Source organism: Streptomyces sp. NBC_00523 (genome assembly GCF_036346615.1).
Taxonomy (GTDB): domain Bacteria; phylum Actinomycetota; class Actinomycetes; order Streptomycetales; family Streptomycetaceae; genus Streptomyces.
In genome coordinates, this window is record NZ_CP107836.1 from 523,402 (window position 1) to 542,676 (window position 19,275).

Genomic DNA, 19,275 nt, shown 5'->3' on the forward strand with positions numbered 1-19,275 from the left:
CTCAGAGGTTCGACCTCGGCACGCTCTCGTTCCAGGTGCGGGAGAAGACCCGCCGGCCGTCCTCGTAGCCGTCGAGCGTGGCGTCCACGTGGAACGCGGTGGCGTCGGACGTCAGCATGGTGCGGGTCTCCACGCGTACGTCCCAGTCGGTACGCCGGAACCGCATGGTCCAGGCGGACTCGCCGCTCACCGAGCCGAAGTCGTCCGCGACGGAGGTGTACTTCTCGCAGGCCCGCAGCCCCACCTCGATGCCGTTCTCCTCGAACCGCTGGAGGCCCCGGTCCTTCACGATGTCGAGCGCGGAGTGGTAGTCCACCAGGTTCCTGGAGACCTTCCACGCCTGTTCGGGTTCGGTGAGCTGGGTGACCTCGGGCGGCGCGCACCCCTCCGGCTCGCCGAAGGGCACCTCGGGCATCCCGTCCGCTGCCCCGGCCGGGCGGACGGGCAGCGTGAGGCGGCTGCCGCTCTCGTACACGCTCAGGCAGGCGGGCGCGGCGGCGGGCCATACCAGCGGCCAGTACGAGGTGGAGAGCGAGAGGCGGATGCGGTGGCCCGCCGGGAAGACCTGGGCGACCCCGTTGAGCGGGACCCGTACGGGGTACGGCTCGCCGGGCTCCAGGGGTTCGGGCCGGTCCGCGCCGGAGCGGTGGGCGAGGTTGAGCACACCGTAGGTGACCCGGGTGGCCCGGCCGTCGGGGGCCACGTCGGAGAGCCGCACCGCGACCTGCCCGGTCTCCCGGGACGAGGAGACGAGCAGGTCGACCGAGGGCGCGCCCAGGATCTCGACGCGTTCGGGCAGCGGCGCGGTCTCGAAGACCAGCGAGCCGCCGTCCTCCTCGCGCTGGTCGTAGGGCAGGTCCGGCGGAGCGTTGTACGAGGCCCACTTGCCGGCGAACTGGCCGACGGAGAGCGGTGACTGAACGGTGTGGACGCGTTCCTCCGCTTCGGTCTCCGGGGCCTCGTCGCCGCGGACTATGCGGTGGCTCCGGAGGGGGTGCGGCACTTCCTCGATGTGCGGCGACGGCCAGCCCGGCTCCCCCACCCAGCGGCCGGGCCGTTCCTGGTAGGAGGTGGAGGGGGGCACGCTCTCCTGCATCCAGGCGCGGATCATGGGCCCGTCCATGACTCCGTTCTCGACGCCCTTGAGCCAGTGGTCCCACCACCGCACGACCTCCTGGAGGTAGCCGATGGCCGGTCCGGGCTCGCCGAGGTGGGGCAGCTTGTGCGACCAGGGGCCGATGAGGCCCTTCCGCGGGACGTCGACGCGGCTCAGGAGCCGGGTGACGGCGTTGGAGTAGCCGTCGGCCCAGCCGCTGGAGGCGAGGACGGGGCATTGCAGCGCCTGGTAGTCCTCGCTGAGCGAGGCGTGCCGCCAGTAGTCGTCGCGTTCCTGGTGGCGGAGCCATTCGAGGACCCAGGGGCGTGCGGCATCCAGCCGTTCGTGCCACATGTCCCGCCAGCGGTCGCCGACGGCGGCGGGGTCGGGCGGGCAGGTGGAGTAGGCGAACATGGTGCCCGCCTCGGCCAGGTTGTCGGAGAGCATCGCGCCGCCGACGTAGTGCATGTCGTCCGCGTACCGGTCGTCGGTGAAGGACGCAATGACGATGGCGCCGAGGCTCGGCGGGCGGCGGGCGGCGACCTGGAGCGCGGCGAACCCGCCCCAGGAGATGCCCATCATGCCGGTCCTGCCGTCGCACCAGGGCTGTGCGGCGAGCCAGGCGAGGACCTCCTCGGCGTCGAGCTGTTCGCGTTCCAGGTATTCGTCCAGCAGGACGCCCTCGGATTCGCCGGTGCCCCGCAGGTCCACACGTACGCAGGCGTAGCCGTGGCCCGCGATATAGGGGTGGTGGATCGCGTCGCGGGTGGAGGTCAGGTCGTTCTTGCGGTACGGGACGGCCTCCAGGATCGCCGGGACCGGTTGGCGGTCGGAGGTGGTGGGGCGCCAGATCCTTGCCGACAGCCGGACCCCGTCCGACATGGTGATGGTGACGTGGTCCTGCTGGCTGACCTCGTACGGCAGTCGGTCGACGTGTCGCATACCTGTGCTCTGCTCCTTCCTCTTCGCGGCCCTGTTCACGACGCCTTGACGTCGCGGCCGCCCGGTTCGGTGTCCTCGAAGGCGAGGCCGAGCGCGGCGACGCACTGGTCGAACTTGCGCCGCAGGCCCTCCTCGTCGTCCGCTCCGGTGAAGATGTGGGCGATCTCGTAGCTGTAGCTGTCCTGTCCGGGCACGGTGGACAGCCTCTGCCCCTCCGAGGGGACCATATCGATGCGTACGCCGGGTATCTTCCGCTCGATGGCGGCGATCTCCTCCGGGGTGGGCACCTCGCGTACGGTGCCCTCGCCGAACCAGCGGTAGTACCACTTGGCCGCCATGCGGTACGGGCCGTCGCCGCCGGGCACCACGGGGTCCTCGTCCAGGGCGAGGCGGATCATCCGGTGGTGGTTGGGGACGCCGTCGACGTAGTGGAAGAGTTCCGCGTGGGACTGGGAGTGGCGGGGGTTGATCTCCAGCAGGCTGACCCGGCCGGTCTTCGGGTCGTAGAAGTACTCGATGCTGAAGGTGGCGGCGTCCATGCCGATCTGGCGGATGGTCCGCTCGCTGACCTCGTGGAGCTGGTGGATCACCGCCGGGGGCAGGGTGCTCGGGTACTGGTGGCGCAGGAAGCACGGGGAGTCGGGGTAGTTGATGGAGTCGAGCACCCCGTAGACGGTGACCTCGCCGTTGTGCGCGTAGCCCTCGACGGCGACCTGGATGCCGGTCATGGCCTCCTCGGCGAGGCAGACCTGTCCGCCGATCCCCTCCATCTCCGGCGGTAGGTCAAGGAGTTCCAGCACCTCGTCGAAGGGTTTGCCGACCCGACCGATGCCCTCGCGTATGGTCTCGACGGCTGCCCGGAACTCCTCCATGTCCCCGACTCCGTAGGCGAGTTCGGAGGAGTAGGCGAGGGCTGGCTTGAGCCACATGGGGAAGCCGACGCCCTCGGGCGGCTGCGGGTCGGCGCTGTCGAGGTCGACCCGGCCGAAGCCGGGCAGGGCGTCGGTGGCCTTCTTCTGTTCCAGCCGGCTCCAGTACTTGTGCTCGCACTTGACGACGGATTCGAGGCTGGTGGTGCGGGTGCCGTACTCACGGCCGAGCATCGGCACGAGCGTGCTGACGGGGAAGTCCCAGTAGCCGACGATCGCGTCGACGCTGCCTTCGTGCGCGTCGAGCACCGCGCGGGCCCGGTCCATCAGGTCGGCGACCGATACCTCGCCCCCCTGCAACTCCTCGATGGTCAGCAGGGGGTGGAACCGGTAGCCGGCGGCGTCGGGAACGGCGTTCAGGGTCGGCAGGTTCGCCTCGTCAAGGCCGAGTACGAAGATGTTCTTGCGCTGTGGGGACACGCGTCGTCCTTTCGTGGGGTCCCCGGCGCGTACCCGCCATCGGCGGGATCAATGGCCGCCCCCTGCTATCCCCTGGCGGCCCGCCGCAGCATCCGGGTGAAGACCGCGTGGCCGAGTGCCACCGTGCTCAGGCCGAACATCAGGACGCCCAGCGGGACATGCCACGCCGCCGCGTGGGCGATGCCCAGCACCACCTGCACCGAGGCGAGTACGAGGAAGCCGGTCGCGTACAGGATGGGACGGGGCGATCCGCCGCCCGGCCGCCAGGCCAGGACCGCCGCGAGGACGTAGAGCATCGACGCCCCGTACATCACGCGCGCGCCGACGCCGTGCAGGGTCTCGCCGTAAGAGGTGGAGAGCAGCAGCCCCGCGGTGACCGCCTGGAAGAAGATGGCCAGGGTCTGCAGGGCGAGGGAGACCTCGACGAAGGTGGTACGGACCCGTGCGGGCGCCGTCGCGGGCGTGATGCTGCTCGGTGCTGCCATCGTCGGTGCGGCCATGACGTGGTCCTCTCTTCTGCCTCGCGGCGGTGGATCGGTACTGTCTCGTCGGTCCGACGACGTAGATCCACGGAATGTGAGGCGGCCGGCCGCCTCACATTCCGGCGGGCTGTTCCGTCGGACCGTCAGCAGCGGAGGCGCACGACGACAACCAGGGGCGGTCACGTACATGAGCACACCTTCCGAGCCGGACCTGAGCGCCGTGATCGGCGAGCGGCGTCAGCTGATGAACCTCGCCTACCGGATGCTCGGTTCGGTCGCCGAGGCGGAGGACGCCGTACAGGAGACGTACGCCCGGTGGTACGCGATGTCACCGGAGCAGCGGGACGCCATCGCGTCGCCCGGGGCGTGGCTGACGACGGTGGCCAGCCGGGTCTGCCTCGACGTACTGGGCTCGGCGCGGGTCAGGCGGGAGCGTTACGTCGGGGAGTGGATACCGGAGCCGCTGCCGGACCGCTCCGAGTGGACCGGCGGGCGCGCCGACGGCGGCCGCGACGACCGGGCGGACCCCGCGGACCGGGTCACCCTGGACGAGTCCGTGAACATGGCCTTCCTGGTGGTGCTGGAGTCCATGACCCCGGCCGAGCGGGTGACGTTCATCCTGCACGACGTGTTCCGGTACCCCTTCGCGGAGGTGGCGGACATCGTCGGCCGGAGCGCCCCGGCCTGCCGGCAGCTCGCCGCGTCGGCCCGCCGCCGCCTCCGGGATGCCCGCGCCGAGGCGGCCCCGGCGACCGGACAGGCGGCCCTGGTGCGGGAGTTCAAGGACGCCTGGGAGGCCAAGGACATCCGGGCGCTCATCGGCCTCCTCGACCCGGAGGCCGCGATGGTCACCGACGGCGGCGGGCTGGCCGGGGCGGCCCTGCGCCCGGTCGAGGGCGCCGAACGGGTCGCCCAGTACCTGGTCCACTTCGCGGACAAGGTGCCCGAGCTCCTGCTGCTGGAACGCACGGTGAACGGGCGGCCCGGCCTGGTCGCCCAGCACGCCGGAATCACCGTCACCGTGGCCGCTTTCGGCCTCGCCGGGGACCGTGTGCACCGCATCTGGGCGGTCCGCAACCCGGAGAAGCTGCGGACCTGGCCCGGCCACGGCGGATCCGGGGCGGCGCCTCAGTCGTGGGGCGGGTAGGTCAGCCGCCCGTCGCGGACCCGCGCGTCACCGTTCAGGACCGCGGGCCGCGTCGAGGTGGCCGACAGGATGTGCCATGTAGTCGGCGTAGTCCCGGAATGCCTTGACCCGCCAGGCGCCGTTCTCGGTCGGAACGCCCTTCGGGGTGTGGCGGCGGCCGCCCAGATTCGGGAGCCACCGGTAGGCGATGCCGGGCGGCAGGGAGTCGATGATGTTCCGCTGGTTCCACTGCGGAAGCTTCCGGGACGACGGGTACGAGCGCACGTCGGCCAGCAGCGTGACGTCGTTCCGGCGCAGCAGCTCCACCAGTTCACCGAACTCCCTGGTCGAGTGGCCGATCGTGCAGATCCGGTGCACCGTACCGCCCCGTCAGGTCCTTTTCAGTGCGCTGCCTTTGTGCATGGCGAGGTGGCCGGTCTTGTCGCTCTTGATCTCGTACTGCGGTTCGTCCTTGCTGCAGTGCCGGGTGCGGCCCTTGAACTCGACGTCGCTCGTGTGTTTCTCCGTGATGACGCCTTCGACGTGACCGGCTTCGGAGTTCCATCGCACGTGGTCCCCGACAGCGAAATCCTTCATGGTTCCTGGGTACGCTCCTTTCGGTGGGCACGCCACCGGGCGGGGATCAGGAACGTGGAAGCGGGTCGATCATGTGCACCGCCGAGGACTACCCCGTACGGGCCGCCGCCCGCTCCCGGACGCTGGCGGAGCTCGACGGGCGGCTGGTCACGTGCCGCGCGTGTCCCCGGCTCGTGGAGTGGCGCGATGAGACCGCCCGTGTCAAGCGCCCCGCGTTCCGCGACTGGGAGTACTGGGCGCGTCCCGTGCCCGGCTTCGGCCCCCCGGACGCCTCCCTGGCCGTCACGGGGCTGGCGCCCGCCGCGCACGGCGGGAACCGGACCGGCAGGATGTTCACCGGCGACCGGGCCGGTGACCTGCTGTACGCCACGCTGTACGAGCTGGGGCTGGCCTCCCGGTCCACGGTGACGGACCTGGCCGACGGGCTCGAACTGTACGGGGTCCGGGTGACGTCCCCCGTGCACTGCGCGCCGCCCGCCAACCGCCCCACGCCGGGGGAACGGGACACGTGCCGGCCGTGGCTGGCCCGCGAGCTCCGGTTGCTGCGGCCCACGGTGCGGTCGGTCGTCGTGCTCGGCGGCTTCGGCTGGCAGGCGACCCTGGCCGCACTGGAACGGGCCGGGTGGCGGATCCCCCGGCCCCGGCCGGTGTTCGGCCACGGCGCCCGTACGGTGCTGGAACCGGCCGACGGGGCGGACGGCCCGCTGACGGTGTTCGGCTGCTACCACGTCAGCCAGCGCAACGTCTTCACCGGCCGGCTCACCCCGACGATGCTCCGCGAGGTGCTGGCCGAGGCGGCGGAGACGGCGGGGCTGCCGGTGGTCCGGCCGGATCCGGAGTGACCGGGCGACAGGAATTTTTGCCAGTTCATCAGATTGGGATCACAGAAAATCGAGCAGGCGCCCGTTATGGGCACACTTTCTCGCACCACGACCAGTCGTACGCTCCGCCGCCGCCTCCTCGTGCCCGTCGCGATGATGTCGTTCGCCCTCGTCGCGGCGGGCTGCAACGACGACGGCTCCGGGTCGGAAGGCGCGGCCTCGCCCGCGGCCCACGTCGGGACGACGGGCCCCGCGCAGACCTCGCCGGAGTCGTCCGACCCGGCCTCCTCGCCCCCGGAGACCGCACCGTCCTCCCCCGCCGCGCCCAGCGATTCCGGCGCGTCGTCCGGGGCCGACGCCGCCGGTCCCGGCCGGTGCACGGCCGACGACCTGGGCATGAGCGTGAAGCAGGGCGACGGGGGCGCCGGGCAGGTCTACTACGAGCTCACGTTCGTCAACAAGTCCGGGAACTCCTGCACCCTGAACGGCTTCCCCGGCGTGTCCCTGATCCAGCGTGACGGCCAGGTCATCGGCGCCCCGGCCAAGCGCGACGGCGCCTCGCACGGGGCGACGGTGCTGGCCGCCGGCAAGACGGCGCACGCCGTGCTGCACACGCTGAACCAGGGCATCGCGGACGGCGGCTGCTGGAAGCAGGGCGCCTACCTGCGCGTGTACCCGCCGGGCTCCAAGGAGGCGCTGACCCTGCGCGACCCGCAGATCCGCGTCTGCGGCGACCGCTTCACGACCACGTCGGTCGAGCGCTGACAGCCCGGCCCGGCGGCCGCAGCCGTCAGGCCGGGATGTCGTCCACCGTGGGGGCGACCGGCGCGAACAGGTCGCCTATGGCGGTGAGCGCGGCGGTCTTGAGCGCGCTCGCCGCCACCACCGTGCCGTCGGGCGCGGGCAGGCTGCGGGTGGCCGTGGCCTCCGCGACGACAGCGGGCCGGTAGCCCAGGTTGAACGCGCCCTGCGCGGTGTGCGTGACGCACATGTGCGCCATGAACCCGGCGAGCACCAGGTCCTTGCCGCTGCCCGGCTCGGCCCCCAGGGCGGTGAGGGTCTTCTCCAGCTCCGTGCGGTGGAAGGAGTTCGGGAACTGCTTCACGACCACCGCCTCGCCCTCCCGGGGCGTCACCTCGTCGCTGAGGGCGCCGATCTGCTCGCGGATGTCGTACGGGGAGCCCTCGCCGCCGTCGTGGATGACATGGATCACCGGCGTGCCGGCGGCCCTGGCCCGGTCCAGGAGCCGGGCGCAGGCCGCGACGGCCTCCTCGGCGCCCTCCAGGGCCATCACGCCGGTGCGGTAGGTGTTCTGGACGTCGATGAGGATCAGCACGGATTCGCTCAGCCGGGGCAGCCGGGAGTCCAGGCCGGAAACCTCGCGGAGGGTCGCGGAGGGCTGGTTCGTGGTCATGGTGGTGCCTTTCTCGGGGTGATGGGCAGGGTTTGCGGGCATGGCGAAGCCGTACGCCGTGCCAGGTAAGAGGTATGGGGCGGAGCCGTCAGGCCGCGTGGGTGCGGAAGCGGCGGCGGTAGGCGGCCGGTGTGGTCGCGATCTGCCGCCGGAACACCCGGTGCAGAGTCTCCGCCGACCCGAGTCCGGCGGCGGATGCCACCCGGTCCAGCGGGTCGTCGGTCGTCTCCAGGAGCCGGCGGGCCGCCTCGACGCGGGCGGACTCCACATAGGCGGCCGGGGAGACTCCGGTCTCCTGTTTGAAGACCCGGGCGAAGTGGCGCTCGCTCAGACACATCCGCGCCGCGAGCACGGGGGCGGACAGATCCTCGTCGAGGTGGTCCGCGATCCACAGCCGCAGCGCGTCGATCTCGCGCCGGGAGGCGGCCGGTCTGCTCAGGGGCACGGAGAACTGGCTCTGTCCGCCCTGCCGCTTGAGGTACATCACCAGCTGGCGTGCCACGGCGAGCGCGGCGTCCTCGCCCAGGTCCTCGGCCACCAGGGCGAGCGCGAGGTCCAGGCAGGCGCTGATGCCGGCGCCGGTCCACACCCGGCCCCGGTCGGCGCGTACGAAGATCGGATCCGCGTCCACCGTGACCTCCGGGTGCGCGGCGGCGAGCTGGGCGGCGGTCGACCAGTGCGTGGTCGCCGTCCTGCCGTCCAGGAGCCCGGCGGCGGCCAGCAGATGCGCGCCGACGCACACGGACGCCACCCGGCGGGCGTGCGGGGCGGTCTCCCGCACCCAGCTCACGATGTCCGCGTCGACCCGGGCGACGGGCCCGTCCTCGGTCACGTCGACCGCGCCGGGCACCAGCAGGGTGTCGACCTCCCGGCCCACCTCGCCGAAGGTGAGGTCGGTCAGCAGCCGCACCCCCGCCGAGGTCCGGACCTCGCCCGCCTCGGGCCCGGCGAGCCGGACCTCGTAGCGGTCGCGGCCGCCGGAGACCCGGTTGGCCAGGGCGAAGACCTCGGCGGGGCCGGAGACGTCGAGGAGATCGACGCCGGGGAAGACCGCGATGACGACGCGGTGTGCGGTGGACATGACTCCATCCTGGCCAACCGGACGGGTGGCCGCAATGACGGTTCCCTGTCACATTCGGACACCAGTGGGGCGGCCGGGTCCCGCGTCCGAGATGCGGGCGCCGGGGCGCGCTGGTTCGCTGGGATGGACGGCTCTCCACCGAGAACCTGGAGTGATCATGAGCGTTGCGGACGAGACCGGCGGCCGGGCCGAGCGCATCCGGGCGAAGGCCGAGGAGATGCGGGAGACCGCCGAACGCACATCGGACCCGCAGGAGCGGCAGCGCCTCCAGGACAAGGCCCGCCGGCTCCGGGAGCGGAGCGACCAGGTGACCACCAAGGGCGACCACGGGACGAACGCACTCTGAGCCGCCGGGCCTGCCGCTACTGGGTGAACCGGGGCAGCCACTTCACCAGGTAGTCGGGGTGGCCCGCGTTCTCGGCGGCCAGCTGCCGGACCACGAAGCCCAGGCCGAAGGCCCGGCCGGAGGCGAAGTCGCGCTGCGGGCGGTCCACGTCGAGCGCGGCCACCTCGGCGTACTCGTCCAGGAGCACCCGGTGGGTCTCGATGCGCTGGAGCGTCCGGGCCGGGTCCTGGCGGACGATGTGCCGGTCGTAGGCGTGGCCGTGCGTGCGCAGGGTGAAGGCGATCGCACCGCCCCGGTCGTGGATCTCGCCGGGCGTCTCGGCCGGGCACCGCCATGCCTCGCCGCCGGCCGCCCGCGCGAGGTCTTCTTCCTCGTCCAGGCGCGCCCTGACGAAGGCGACGAGGTCGGAGTTGTCTGTCGTCATCTGGTTTCGCATCCTTCCGCTCGGCCCCACCCCCTGGGGGCCGAGCTGGACACTATCCCGACGCGGCTCAGTGGCTCCCGTCCACGGGTTCCAGTACGAACACGGGGATCTCCCGGTCCGTCTTCTTCTGGTAGTCGGCGTAGTCGGGGAACGCGTCGACCGCGCGCTCCCACCACTGGTCCTTCTCCGCGCCGGTGACCTCGCGTGCCGTCATGTCGCTGCGCACCGGGCCGTCCTGGAGCTCGGCGCGCGGTTCGGCCTTGAGGTTGTGGTACCAGACGGGGTGGGTCGGGGCGCCGCCCTGGGAGGCGACCACCGCGTAGCGGCCGTCGTGCTCGACGCGCATGAGGGGCGTCTTGCGGATCTTCCCGCTCTTGGCGCCCACGGTCGTCAGGACGATGACGGGCATGCCGCGCATCGTCGTCCCTTCCGTGCCGCCCGAGCTCTCGTACTGCTCGACCTGGTCGCGAACCCACTGGGAGGGGCTCGGCTCGTATTCGCCCTGGAGAGGCATGCGTTCTGTCCCGTCGTCGGTCTGTCCGGCCGTGGCGACTCGTCGGCCGCGGCATCTCATCATGGCTTCAACGACTTCTGCGGCCGGGGTAATCCGCCCCGGCCGTCGTGTCGCGGTCAGGAGCCGCCGGTGCCCTCGGTGCCGTAGCGGACCGTGACCTGCTCGAAGCCCAGGGACTCGAGCAGGCCCTTGAGCATCGCGGTGGTGTTCTTCTCGGCGCGCTGCGCCAGGCCGCTCTCCTTCGCCGCGTCACCGATGTGGCGTGCGGCCAGCTTGTTGACGGCCTGCTCGCTGCCGGGGTTGTCGGAGAAGAAGTCGCCGAGCCGGTCGAGGAGGCCGCGCTGCTTGGACACCGCGTAGGAGCGGTCGGGGTCGAGCGCGGGCTTGCCGAGGACCGCGTGCGGGAGCCGGATCTCGGCGGTGGTGCGGTCCTTGTTCACGACCACTCCCCCGCTCGTCACCCGTCCGAGGTCGACGTACGCGGACACGGTGCCGGCGCCGACGTACAGCGTGCGGCTGCCCCGGATCACGTCGGGGACGTACTTGGTGTCCTTCTCCAGGTCGACCACGACCTGGAAGTTGCCGGCCGCCGCCTCGTACCTGCTCATGTCCTGGATCGACTTGAGCACCGCGGGGCCCGAACGGTCGTGGGTCTCCTCGCCGAAGATGTCGCCCAGGCCGGGCAGCAGGCTGAGGCGGGTGCCGAGGAACAGCAGGGCGAGCGCGGCCGCGGTCAGGGCGGCCGCACGGCCCCAGCGGCGGTTGCGACGGCGGCGCCGGCCGTCGTCGGCCGGGCCGGGCTTCGTGGACGGTTCTGTCGCCGGGTCGGTGGAGGTCATACGGTCCGTATGACCCGGCCCGCCGGGTTCACGCCGGGCGGACCGCCCTTGGGCCAACTCCCGTGCCCACAAAGGCCCCTCAGGCCCCGGTGACCCCGTCCAGCCGCTCGCGCACCAGGTCGGCGTGGCCGATGTGGCGCGCGTACTCCCCGATCATGTGGACGTGCACGAGGCGCAGCGAGTACACCTCCCCGTCGTGGGTGAAGGTGTCGTCCAGCGAGGCTCCGGCGACGATCTCGTCGGCGAGCCGGCACTGCTCGATGAGCTGGGCGTAGTCCTCGGCGGCCGTGGCGGGGTCCAGGTCCTCGAAGTCCGCGTCCTTGCCCTTGGCCGGGTCGTACAGGGGCTCCAGGTCCTCCCCGGCGAACCGCTGCCGGAACCAGGTGCGTTCGACCTTGGCCATATGGCGTACGAGCCCCAGCAGGGACAGGTTCGACGGCTCCACCGTCCGTTCGGCGAGCTGTTCACCGGTGAGTCCGGCGCACTTCTGAAGAAGGGTCGAACGGAACCAGCCGAGATAGCCGGTGAGCATCTCCCGTTCGGCGGCGACGAGCGAGCCAGGTGTACGGGTGGCTGCGGGTGCGGTCCAAGTCATCCGGCGATCATGCACCCTGAACAGCTTTTCGTACGAATCGTTTTATCCGCGCATGCTGTAGTCGTCGCCGTCGGAGGCGGAGCGGGTCACGGACGTCGTGGCACCGCCGATGAGCCCGAGGACCAGGAAGAGGACCACCAGGGCCTTGCCCGCGGTGCTCATGATGAGCGGCCTGGTGGCGGAGCGGGGCTGCCCCTGCGGTACGGAGAGGTCGTCGTCGCCGAAGAGTCCCTTGGGGTAGGCGGGGCTGAGCAGGGAGAAGTAGGCGGAGACCCGCATCTCGTAGCGCAGGGTGGCCGCCGTGGCCTCGAACAGCGGGCGCGGCATGCGCCCCAGGATCAGGGTGATGAGCCACCACAGGACCGCCAGGGCGGACCAGCCGGACGTGGCGAGGCCCTGCACGATCGCGGCGGGGATGACCAGGATCAGCCGGAAGAAGACGGCGAGCCGGTTCAGCCGCGTCGGGCGGACGTCGATGCGGACGGGGTAGTCCGGCGGCTGGGACAGGCTGAACGACGGGTAGCGGTCGACGAGGAGCATGGCGCTCGCGCCGACCCGGGTCCGGTAGGCCAGGACCTGGGCGAGGAAACGGTAGACGGGCCCGGGCAGCCGGCCGAGCGCCAGGGCGGCGAACCAGCCGAAGACGACGGTGAAGAAGGCCCCGATCTCCAGGAAGAACAGCACGATGAAGTGCGGGATCAGCAGGAGCAGCCGGAAGAACACGGTGAGCCGCCGCTGCCGGGCCGGCTCCACGACGTCCAGCACGGGCCGGAACTCGTCGGCGTCCCCGGCGCGGGGCCCCGGGCTCCACTGGGCGTCGGTCATGTCGCTCCTCTTCGGCGGTGACCGCGCGCCGGGCCCGCGATCCTGGCCACCGGGGTGCCGGTGCGCGGCACCCCGGTGGCCTTCCACCGTCGACCCCCCGGACACGGTCCGCAATCGGTCACGGGCCGATCGGGTAGCCGTACCGCCGCAGGTCAGCGCTTGCGGGACCGGCCGCGCGCGGCCCTGCGGCGGACGCCGTTCCGCAGCCGCGACCAGGCGGACGCGGACCGCCCGGTGCGACGGGGCTCGGCCTTGGAGCGAGGCGTGGCCTTCGTACGGGGCGCGGTCTTCGTGCGGGGCTTCGGCTTCGTACGCGTGGCGGTCTTCGTGCGGGGCGCGGGCTCCGGGTCCTCAGCGAGGACGTGGTAGCGGTGGCTCAGCCGACGCCCCACCAGCACATAGGCCAGGAGGGCCCCCGCGGTGTTGAGGATGACGTCGTCCACGTCGAAGGCGCGGCCCCGGACGACCGCTCCCTGCACCAGCTCGATGAGGACGATGACCGCCGTGGTCAGCAGGAACATGCGGAGCATCCGGAGCCGTCGCGGTATCAGGATGGGCAGCAGGATGCCGAAGGGCATGCCGAGCACCAGGTTGCCGCCGGCCTGCTTGCACGCCGCGAGGAACGTGTAGTCCTCGGCGTACTGCCGCAGGGAGCGGCCCGGGTGCAGGTTGGATTTCACGAGGTCCTCGGAGGCGGGCGACGGGGTGAGCGTCACCTTCGCCAGCACCACCGAGAATCCGACCATGGCCACGAAGGCGAGTACGAGGATGGAGACGCGCAGCATGAGCCGCCCCCATCCCTTGCGCCGGACCGTGTCCCGCTGAGGTCTTGCCGCCGCTGCGTCCATGCGCCACGGATGCCCCGCGCACGCCGGACCACACCCCCGCGCCGTGCGGGCCGGGCCTTCCGGCGTCAGACTGGTCGCGACGGGCCGGTCCCGCATGGCCCGGCGCACCCGGACCGACGCGGAGGTCTCATGACGGACGACCACGCCCACACCCCCCTGAACTGCCTGGTCACCGGCGCCAGCGGCTATATCGGCGGCCGCCTGGTCCCGGAGCTGCTGGCGGCCGGGCACCGGGTGCGGTGCCTGGCCCGCACCCCGGAGAAGCTGCGCGACCACCCCTGGGCCGGCGAGGTGGAGACGGTACGCGGCGATGTCACGGACGCGGCCTCGCTCGCCCCGGCGATGGAGGGCGTCGACGTGGCGTACTACCTGGTGCACGCGCTGACGACCGGGGCCGGATTCGAGGAGACCGACCGGCGGGCGGCCACCGCCTTCGCGGAGCAGGCGCGGGCCGCCGGGGTCGGCCGCATCGTCTATCTGGGCGGCCTCACCCCCGAGGGCATGTCCGAGCAGGAGCTGTCGCCGCATCTGCGCTCCCGGGCCGAGGTCGGGCGCATCCTGCTGGACTCCGGCGTGCCGACGACCGCGCTGCGCGCCGCCGTCATCATCGGCTCGGGCTCCGCGTCCTTCGAGATGCTGCGCTATCTCACCGAGCGGCTGCCCGTGATGGTGACGCCGAGCTGGGTCTCGACGCGCATCCAGCCGATCGCCGTCCGCGATGTGCTGCGCTATCTGGTGGGCAGCGCCCGCATGCCCCGGGACGTGAACCGCACCTTCGACATCGGCGGCCCCGACGTCCTCACGTACCGGGACATGATGCAGCGTTACGCGGAGGTGGCGAAGCTGCCGCACCGGCTGATCCTGCCCGTGCCGATGCTGTCACCGGGTCTGTCCAGCCACTGGGTCGGGCTCATCACGCCCGTGCCCGCGTCGATCGCCCGGCCGCTCGCCGAGTCCCTGCGGTACGAGGTGGTGTGCCGGGAGCACGACATCGCGGGGTACGTCCCCGACGGCGCTGGGCAGCCCTTCGCCTTCGACACGGCGCTGCGCCTGGCGCTGCAACGCGTCCGGGAGGCCCGGGTCACCACCCGGTGGTCCTCCGCCTCGGTGCCGGGCGTGCCCAGCGACCCGCTGCCCACGGACCCCGACTGGGCGGGCGGCAGCCTGTACACGGATGTGCGCGAGCGCGAGGTGGACGCGTCGGCGGAGGCCCTGTGGCGGGTGGTGGAGGGCATCGGCGGGGAGCACGGCTGGTATTCGTTCCCGCTGGCCTGGGCGGTGCGCGGCTGGCTGGACCGGCTGGTGGGCGGCGTCGGCCTGCGGCGCGGCCGGCGCGACACGGACCGGCTGCGGGTGGGCGACTCGCTGGACTTCTGGCGGGTCGAGGAGATCGAGCCGGGGCGTTTGCTGCGGCTGCGGGCGGAGATGCGGCTGCCGGGCCCGGCCTGGCTGGAGATGTACGTGGAGCGGGACGGGGAGGGCCGGTCGCGCTACCGGCAGCGGGCCCTGTTCCATCCGCGCGGGCTGCTCGGGCACGCGTACTGGTGGAGCGTCTCGCCGTTCCACGCCGTGGTGTTCGGCGGGATGGCGCGCAACATCGCGCGGGCCGCGGAGAAGCGGACGTCACCCGGACGGGCGGTACCGGCGGTGTCGCCCTGAGCGGTGCGTCCCGGGGCGGCGGGGTAGCGGCAGCATGGCTGTCCCCGCCTCAACTGGAGTTGCGCCATGACCGTTGCGGTCGTCCTGTTCACCGCCGACCTCCGTCTGCACGACCATCCGCCGCTGCACGCCGCGCTGGCGTCGGCCGACGAGATCGTGCCCCTGTTCGTCCGGGACAGCGCGATCGGGGAGGCGGGCTTCGACGCCCCGAACCGGCGCGCGTTCCTCGCGGACTGCCTGCGCGACCTGGACGCCGGACTGCGCGACCGGGGCGGCCGGCTGGTCGTCCGGTCCGGGGAGGTGGCCGAGGAGGTGTGCGCGGTCGCCTCGGAGACCGGTGCCGACGAGGTGCATGTGGCGGCCGGCGTCAGCGCGTACGCCCGGCGCCGCGAGGAGCGGCTGCGCGAGGCGCTGGAGGCGGACGGGCGCCGGCTGCGCGTCCACGACGGGGTGGTCACGGCGGTGGCGCCCGGCGCGGTGACGCCCGCCTCCTCGGACCACTTCGCCGTGTTCACCCCGTACTTCAGGCGCTGGGCGCAGGAGCGGCTGCGTGACGTGTTCGGCGCGCCGCGCACGGTCCGGGTGCCGGAGGGGCCGCGCTCCGAGAAGCTGCCGTCCCGCGGCGGCGTCTCCGGTGTGTCGGAAGGACTCGCGGCGGGCGGTGAGGAGGCGGGGCGCAAGGCGTTCACGGCCTGGCGGCGGCACGGGCTCGCCGGGTACGAGGACAGCCACGACGACCTTGCGGCGGACGGCACTTCACGCCTCTCGCCGCATCTGCACTTCGGCACCCTGTCCCCCGTGGAGCTGGTGCGCCGGTGCCGGGACGCGGGCGGCCCGGGGGCCGAGGCGTTCGTACGGCAGCTGTGCTGGCGGGAGTTCCACTACCAGGTCCTCGCGGCCCGGCCCGCCTCCTCGCACGCGAACTACCGCGACAAGCACGACCGGTGGCGCTCCGAGGCGGACGCGGCCGACGAGGTCGAGGCATGGCGGCAGGGGCGCACCGGCTATCCGATGGTCGACGCCGCGATGCGCCAGCTGCGCCACGAGGGCTGGATGCACAACCGGGGCCGGCTGCTCACCGCCTCCTTCCTCACCAAGACGCTGTACGTGGACTGGCGCGTCGGGGCACGCCACTTCCTGGACCTCCTGGTGGACGGCGACATCCCTAACAACCAGATGAACTGGCAGTGGATGGCGGGCACGGGCACCGACAGCCGCCCCAACCGGGTGCTCAACCCGGTCGTGCAGGGCAAGCGACTCGACCCGGACGGGGAGTACGTCCGGCGCTGGGTGCCGGAGCTGGCCAAGGTGTCCGGGTCCGCCGTGCACGAGCCGTGGAAGCTGCCGGACGCGGAGCGGGAGCGGCTGGGCTACCCGGAGCCCGTGGTGGAGCTGGCCGAGGGCCTGGCCCGGTTCCGGCAGGCGCGTGGGCTGGAGTGAGGGGGCGGGAGCGCGTCGCGCTGTTGCTGCTGTCGGCGGCGTCCGGGGCGGCGGACGCGTTCGTCTTCCTCTGTGTCGGCCAGGTCTTCGCCGGGGTGATGACCGGGAACCTGGTGCTGCTGGGCGCCTCGGCCGCCGGGGCGGGCGAGGAGGGCGTCGCGCTGCGGGTGGTCACCGCGCTGGTCTCGTACGGCTGCGGGGTGGCCGGCGCCGCGCTGGCCGGGGAGCGGATGTGGCGGCGGGTGCCGTTGATGCTGCTGGCCGAGGTGGTCCTGCTCGGGGCGGGGGCGGGGCTGTGGGCGGCCCGGCTGGTCACCTCGGACACGGACCGGCTGGGTCTGCTGGTGCTCATGGGGCTCGCGATGGGCATCCAGGGGCGGGTGCGGGCGACGCCCACGAACTACTTCACCGGAACGCTGACCTCGCTCCTCGGCCGTCTCGCGGTGGGGGCGCGGCGGGGCGACGACGGCTGGGCGGCCGGGCGGCTGGCCGCCGTGGTGGCGGGGGCCGCGCTCGCGGCGCTGACCGTGCGGCTGTGGCGGGAGGGCGGTGCGATCGTGGCCGCGGCGCTGGCGGTGGCGGCGCTGCTGGTGGAGGCCGCGGCGGGGCCGGGACGGGCGGTGGCCGGGCCGGAAAAGGGGAAGCCCCGGCCGGATCGGGGGAATCCAGCCGGGGCGGCTTGAGTGGGGGCGCTCAGTGCGTCATCCACATATAGGTGAACGATAAACCATCACTGTCTGTTCCCCGTAATCCCGGCCCCGGACTGTGATCCAGGGCACGGGGCGGGCGGCCCGCAGGGCGTCTCACTCACCGGGCGGCGGGCGCCTCGGTGCCGTAACGGCGGTGGAACTGCTCGATCCGGCCCGCCGTGTCCAGCACCTGCCGGGTGCCCGTGTAGAAGGGGTGGCTGGCCGACGAGGTCTCCACGTCGATGACGGGGTAGCTGCGGCCGTCCTCCCACGTCACGCGCCGGTCGGAGTCGGCGGTGGAACGGGTGAGGAAGGCGGTCCCGGCGGCGCGGTCACGGAAGACCACCGGACGGGAGACGGGGTGGATACGGGACTTCATGAGGCGTTCCTTCCTGGACGCGACGGTCGTACGCGGTGACGATCACGGACCCCGGACCCTAATGGGAACGGGATTCGTTTTCGTTCGTCCCGTACAACACGGCACCCCTCCCCCGCATTCCCGGCCGCCACGCACCCGGCGACTTGCACCAACCGCCGCCAGCAGCAAGGCTGTTCGAAAAGGGATGGGCTACAGTCAGCCGCTGGCATATGCCGGATGCAAGACCGCATCGAGTGTTGCCAAACCACTTACGGGCCGCTTCCGGCTGTGCGAAAGTCGTATGCGGTCCACCCTTCGTCACTGGTTGTGCCGCCCTGTATCGGAGTACGACATGCCGTCCCCCCTCTCCGCGGACCGCTCCGCCCCGCAACCGCCCGAGCGCGATGCGGTCGACGCGTTGATCCACCGCACGCGCCGGCTGCGCGGCGACGTGGACGCGGTGCGGCGCGACGCCGTGCGCGTGGTGGACGAGGACGACCCGCGGACGCGGTGGCAGCGCGCGCTGTGCGAACTGGCGGTGCACCAGCTGGACGACCTCGGCACCCATCTCGGACAGCTCCGGGACGGCCTGCCCGCCGAGCCCTCCGAACAGCCCCCGGACACCGCCGCCGAACCCGCCGGCTCCCTGATCGGCCGGGTCGGCAGCGCCGAATGGAATCTGCTCACCGACGAGGTCAGCTGGTCCGAGGAGCTGTTCCGGATCTTCGGCCGCGACCCGGAGGCGGGCGGGCTCTCGCTGGACGCCCTGCCCTCCCGGCTGCTTCCCGAGGACCAGCCGTTACTCACCGCGCTCGTCACGGACTGCCTGGTGGACGGCAAGCCGATAGACGGCGAGTTCCGCATCCGGCACACCGACGGGCGCGTACGGACCCTGCACATGATGGGCGAGCCCGTGCTCGACACGGACGGCTGCACCGCCTCCATGTGGGCCGTCCTGCGCGACGTCAGCGCGCTGCGGCGCAGCCAGCAGGTGGTGCGCCGCACCCATGACTCGCTGCGTCGCGAACAGCCCGCCACCGGACACCGGGCCCCGGCGGAGCCGGCGGAAGCCGTCCTCCCGCCGTGGCAGACCTCCCTCCGCCTCCCCGACCAGGGCCCCGGCGCCCTGGACATCGCCGCGCACTACCTGCCGTCCGAGACGAGCGCCCTGGTCGGCGGCGGGTGGTACGACGCCATGGAACTGCCCGACGGCAGGACGATGCTCACCGTCGGCGATCTCACCGGCCACGGCGTACAGGCCACCTCCGCCATGGCGGTCGTGATGGGCGCGGTGCGCGGCATGGCGACGGCCGGGATCGAGCCCGGCGCCCTCCTCGGGCACCTCAACCAGTTGCTGGAGACCTCCATTCAGCCGGCGCTGGGCAGCGTCGTGTGCGGCAGGTTCGACCCGGCGACGCGCACCCTGGACTGGGCGCAGGCCGGACACCCCGCGCCCCTGCTCTTCCGTGACGGCACCGGACGCCCGCTGCCGCTGCCGGACGGGGTGCTGCTCGGAGCGGCCTCCGGGGTCGTCTACGAGCAGGTCGAGGCGCACCTGCTGCCCGGCGACGTGCTGGTGCTGCACACCGACGGACTGGCCCGCGACGATGCCGCCGGGCACGGTGGTGCGCGCCCGGGCACGGACACGCTGCTGGGGCTGGCCCCGCGGTTCACCGAGGCCGGCTCGGCGCAGGAGTGCGTACGGATCGTCGTCGAGGCGTTCGGCGCGGCCGAGCGGCTGGACGACGCGTGCGTGCTGGTCGCCCGCGTCGGGGCATAAGGAAGCCACAGCCCCCTTCCGCGCGGCCCGGTGCTCCCTCGCGTCCCGGG

General features: G+C 72.5%; 21 protein-coding genes and 1 pseudogene. 8 read left to right on the plus strand and 14 right to left on the minus strand.

Going from position 1 to position 19,275, the window contains the following annotated elements:
* Position 1 precedes the first annotated feature (1 nt).
* From OHS17_RS02500 to OHS17_RS02510, 3 genes are all read right to left on the minus strand, one after another.
* Complete coding sequence (locus OHS17_RS02500) at positions 2-2,038, minus strand: CocE/NonD family hydrolase (RefSeq protein WP_330310843.1); 2,037 nt, start codon at positions 2,036-2,038, stop codon at positions 2-4.
* A gap of 35 nt (positions 2,039-2,073) precedes the next feature.
* Complete coding sequence (locus tag OHS17_RS02505; RefSeq protein ID WP_330310844.1) at positions 2,074-3,387, minus strand: ATP-grasp domain-containing protein; 1,314 nt, start codon at positions 3,385-3,387, stop codon at positions 2,074-2,076.
* Between the two features lie 65 nt (positions 3,388-3,452).
* Complete coding sequence (locus OHS17_RS02510) at positions 3,453-3,887, minus strand: hypothetical protein (protein ID WP_330310845.1); 435 nt, start codon at positions 3,885-3,887, stop codon at positions 3,453-3,455.
* Positions 3,888-4,056: 169 nt separating this feature from the next.
* On the opposite strand from OHS17_RS02510, the gene sigJ reads away from it, so the two are divergent.
* Complete coding sequence (gene sigJ, locus OHS17_RS02515; protein WP_330310846.1) at positions 4,057-5,016, plus strand: RNA polymerase sigma factor SigJ; 960 nt, start codon at positions 4,057-4,059, stop codon at positions 5,014-5,016.
* On the opposite strand, the pseudogene OHS17_RS02520 reads toward sigJ, so the two are convergent.
* Both OHS17_RS02520 and OHS17_RS02525 read right to left on the minus strand, forming a co-directional pair.
* Positions 4,998-5,373, minus strand: a pseudogene (locus tag OHS17_RS02520) (DUF488 domain-containing protein). The gene sigJ and the pseudogene OHS17_RS02520 overlap by 19 nt on opposite strands.
* A 12-nt stretch (positions 5,374-5,385) precedes the next feature.
* The gene (locus OHS17_RS02525) at positions 5,386-5,592 is read right to left on the minus strand and encodes a DUF2945 domain-containing protein (protein ID WP_330310847.1); all 207 of its coding nucleotides are present in this window, start codon (positions 5,590-5,592) and stop codon (positions 5,386-5,388) included.
* A 71-nt stretch (positions 5,593-5,663) separates the two neighbouring features.
* Between OHS17_RS02525 and OHS17_RS02530 the strand changes: the two genes are divergently transcribed.
* On the plus strand, positions 5,664-6,434 hold the full coding sequence (locus OHS17_RS02530) for a uracil-DNA glycosylase (RefSeq protein ID WP_330310848.1): 771 nt from the start codon (positions 5,664-5,666) through the stop codon (positions 6,432-6,434).
* Positions 6,435-6,500: 66 nt separating this feature from the next.
* The gene (locus tag OHS17_RS02535) at positions 6,501-7,178 is read left to right on the plus strand and encodes a DUF4232 domain-containing protein (protein ID WP_330310849.1); all 678 of its coding nucleotides are present in this window, start codon (positions 6,501-6,503) and stop codon (positions 7,176-7,178) included.
* A gap of 25 nt (positions 7,179-7,203) precedes the next feature.
* Here the strand turns inward: OHS17_RS02535 and OHS17_RS02540 are convergent, their stop codons facing one another.
* Positions 7,204-7,827 carry a cysteine hydrolase family protein gene (locus tag OHS17_RS02540; protein ID WP_330310850.1) on the minus strand — a complete coding sequence of 208 codons (624 nt, stop codon included), beginning with the start codon at positions 7,825-7,827 and terminating at the stop codon, positions 7,204-7,206.
* A gap of 88 nt (positions 7,828-7,915) precedes the next feature.
* On the minus strand, positions 7,916-8,908 hold the full coding sequence (locus tag OHS17_RS02545) for a GlxA family transcriptional regulator (protein WP_330310851.1): 993 nt from the start codon (positions 8,906-8,908) through the stop codon (positions 7,916-7,918).
* Between the two features lie 157 nt (positions 8,909-9,065).
* Between OHS17_RS02545 and OHS17_RS02550 the strand changes: the two genes are divergently transcribed.
* Positions 9,066-9,254, plus strand: a complete 189-nt coding sequence (locus OHS17_RS02550) for a DUF6381 family protein (protein ID WP_330310852.1) — start codon at positions 9,066-9,068, stop codon at positions 9,252-9,254.
* 16 nt (positions 9,255-9,270) lie between these two features.
* Here the strand turns inward: OHS17_RS02550 and OHS17_RS02555 are convergent, their stop codons facing one another.
* The 6 genes from OHS17_RS02555 to OHS17_RS02580 all read right to left on the minus strand — a co-directional run bounded on the left by OHS17_RS02555 (position 9,271) and on the right by OHS17_RS02580 (position 13,236).
* Positions 9,271-9,678, minus strand: a complete 408-nt coding sequence (locus OHS17_RS02555) for a DUF6221 family protein (RefSeq protein WP_018102947.1) — start codon at positions 9,676-9,678, stop codon at positions 9,271-9,273.
* Between the two features lie 67 nt (positions 9,679-9,745).
* Positions 9,746-10,192 (minus strand): nitroreductase family deazaflavin-dependent oxidoreductase, encoded by a 447-nt coding sequence (locus tag OHS17_RS02560; RefSeq protein ID WP_330310853.1) that lies wholly within the window; start codon positions 10,190-10,192, stop codon positions 9,746-9,748.
* Between the two features lie 116 nt (positions 10,193-10,308).
* Positions 10,309-11,031 (minus strand): DUF4230 domain-containing protein, encoded by a 723-nt coding sequence (locus OHS17_RS02565; RefSeq protein WP_018102945.1) that lies wholly within the window; start codon positions 11,029-11,031, stop codon positions 10,309-10,311.
* Between the two features lie 79 nt (positions 11,032-11,110).
* Complete coding sequence (locus OHS17_RS02570; RefSeq protein ID WP_018102944.1) at positions 11,111-11,626, minus strand: DinB family protein; 516 nt, start codon at positions 11,624-11,626, stop codon at positions 11,111-11,113.
* A 42-nt stretch (positions 11,627-11,668) separates the two neighbouring features.
* Positions 11,669-12,451: a DUF4389 domain-containing protein gene (locus OHS17_RS02575; protein WP_330310854.1), complete on the minus strand. Its 783-nt coding sequence runs from the start codon at positions 12,449-12,451 to the stop codon at positions 11,669-11,671.
* A gap of 152 nt (positions 12,452-12,603) precedes the next feature.
* On the minus strand, positions 12,604-13,236 hold the full coding sequence (locus OHS17_RS02580; protein WP_383166709.1) for a VanZ family protein: 633 nt from the start codon (positions 13,234-13,236) through the stop codon (positions 12,604-12,606).
* A gap of 192 nt (positions 13,237-13,428) precedes the next feature.
* On the opposite strand from OHS17_RS02580, the gene OHS17_RS02585 reads away from it, so the two are divergent.
* From OHS17_RS02585 to OHS17_RS02595, 3 genes are all read left to right on the plus strand, one after another.
* Complete coding sequence (locus tag OHS17_RS02585; protein WP_330310856.1) at positions 13,429-14,958, plus strand: SDR family oxidoreductase; 1,530 nt, start codon at positions 13,429-13,431, stop codon at positions 14,956-14,958.
* A 66-nt stretch (positions 14,959-15,024) separates the two neighbouring features.
* Positions 15,025-16,398, plus strand: a complete 1,374-nt coding sequence (locus OHS17_RS02590) for a cryptochrome/photolyase family protein (RefSeq protein ID WP_330310857.1) — start codon at positions 15,025-15,027, stop codon at positions 16,396-16,398.
* A gap of 23 nt (positions 16,399-16,421) precedes the next feature.
* Entirely contained in the window at positions 16,422-17,081 is a 660-nt protein-coding gene (locus tag OHS17_RS02595; RefSeq protein ID WP_330315136.1) for a YoaK family protein, read from the plus strand.
* 124 nt (positions 17,082-17,205) lie between these two features.
* Here the strand turns inward: OHS17_RS02595 and OHS17_RS02600 are convergent, their stop codons facing one another.
* Complete coding sequence (locus tag OHS17_RS02600; protein ID WP_330310858.1) at positions 17,206-17,466, minus strand: type B 50S ribosomal protein L31; 261 nt, start codon at positions 17,464-17,466, stop codon at positions 17,206-17,208.
* A 331-nt stretch (positions 17,467-17,797) separates the two neighbouring features.
* Between OHS17_RS02600 and OHS17_RS02605 the strand changes: the two genes are divergently transcribed.
* A complete protein-coding gene (locus OHS17_RS02605; protein WP_330310859.1) occupies positions 17,798-19,225 on the plus strand; it encodes a PP2C family protein-serine/threonine phosphatase in 1,428 nt (475 codons plus the stop codon).
* The last annotated feature ends 50 nt before the right edge of the window (positions 19,226-19,275 follow it).